At 38.1% G+C, this 381-nt stretch carries 1 pseudogene; it reads left to right on the top strand.

Features of this window, described 5'->3' with window-relative positions:
* Positions 1-194: 194 nt before the first annotated feature.
* Positions 195-381, top strand: a pseudogene (locus tag GVL52_RS30740) (cystathionine beta-lyase); the annotation flags it as partial.

The following is a 381-nucleotide window of genomic DNA, read 5'->3' as shown; positions in this document are numbered from 1 at the left end:
CTGAAAATAATGTACTTTTAAATGCGACGTCATGCGCTTATGCCTTCTTTTTACTATCCTTGCAGATGATTTAGCAAAATTGAAGCCAACTTTTTATTTTGTTTACCTTTATTCACATTTGTTCAATTTTCTCGCCTATTTAGAAACTTTCTCTTAAGCTAAAAACAATTTATCGCTTTATGATGAGTCGATTCGTGAAAAAAAACCCGCAAACCGCATTGGTTCATGCACCAAGACAAGCGCCTCAGTACATTTCAACGGTCCAACCTCCCCTGTATCGTGCATCGACGATTATTTTTAAAGATACCAATGCACTGTTTAATCGCCATTGGACCGATGACTATGACTATAGTTATGGTACCCATGGCACCCCTGTCTCTT

Source organism: Rhizobium sp. 18055, from assembly GCF_902706285.1.
GTDB lineage: Bacteria > Pseudomonadota > Alphaproteobacteria > Rhizobiales > Rhizobiaceae > Rhizobium.
Note: the sequence above shows the minus strand (reverse complement) of the source record. Positions and strands in the feature narration are given on the sequence as shown.